This window comes from Pseudomonas fragi (assembly GCF_002269505.1).
GTDB classification, from domain to species: domain Bacteria; phylum Pseudomonadota; class Gammaproteobacteria; order Pseudomonadales; family Pseudomonadaceae; genus Aquipseudomonas; species Aquipseudomonas fragi_D.
Window position 1 is genome coordinate 1 of the sequence record NZ_NQKQ01000064.1, and the last position, 847, is coordinate 847.

Below are 847 nucleotides of genomic sequence, written 5' to 3' on the forward strand. Positions count from 1 at the left end.
GAGGTACCTATGGCCACGGCATCGGCCGAGTCGGCCATTGCGCCGCTGCCCATTGAAACGGCCCCGGTAGCGGAGGCGCTTGCCCCTGAACCTGCTGCCAGGGCGTTATCTGCGCTAGCAGTGGCACCAAAACCGAAAGCTGAAGCATTTGTACCGGTGGATAGAGTATTGGTACCAACGGCGGTACTGCCGGAGACAGTAGGCGAGCCCGAAACACCTGCTTTTGCATTTGCCCCCAATGCGACGCTGCTATCATTGAAAGCCGAACTGAATCCCCCTAAAGCGGTAGATTCAAGTCCGCTGGCAATGCTATTACGTCCTACGGCAATAGCACTGGTGTTGGAGGCTGCGCTGGTAACCCCTAAAGCGATGCTGCTGTTGCCCGAAGCCAGGCTGTCAACCCCAAAAGCGCTCGAGCTAAGGCCGATTGCTCTGCTGTTTGAGCCTATCGCAGTACCCGCGGTAGCTCCGCCAGCTGTGCCTCCTACAGCGGAGGTCCCGATTGCGATGCTGTTTGTGTTGAATGCTCTGCTGCCATTACCGATGGCGACACTATTGGTAGCTACGGCACCGTTGTTAGCCCCCAAAGCGACAGAGTTCGTGCCAGAAGCAAAAGAGTTTAACCCTATAGCGGTAGAAGCTGTGCCCAAGGCACTCGCATTAGGACCTGCTGCCACACTGTTAACCCCCGTGGCCGAGCTGTCTTGCAGTGCCGAGTTGGCATGGAAGTATTTGATACCCGCACCGTTGTCGATATTGGTGATGGCGGTGGTGTTGCTGGTGACCTGCTGGTTGGTGGCAAACAGTTGACTGCCGTTGACAGCATCGGTACTGGAGGCACTGAGCG

The 847-nt window shown here is 57.0% G+C and carries 1 pseudogene; it reads right to left on the reverse strand.

Annotation, left to right across the window (positions count from 1 at the left end):
• A pseudogene (locus CJU81_RS24380) lies at positions 1-806 on the reverse strand (hypothetical protein); the annotation flags it as partial.
• Positions 807-847 lie beyond the last annotated feature (41 nt).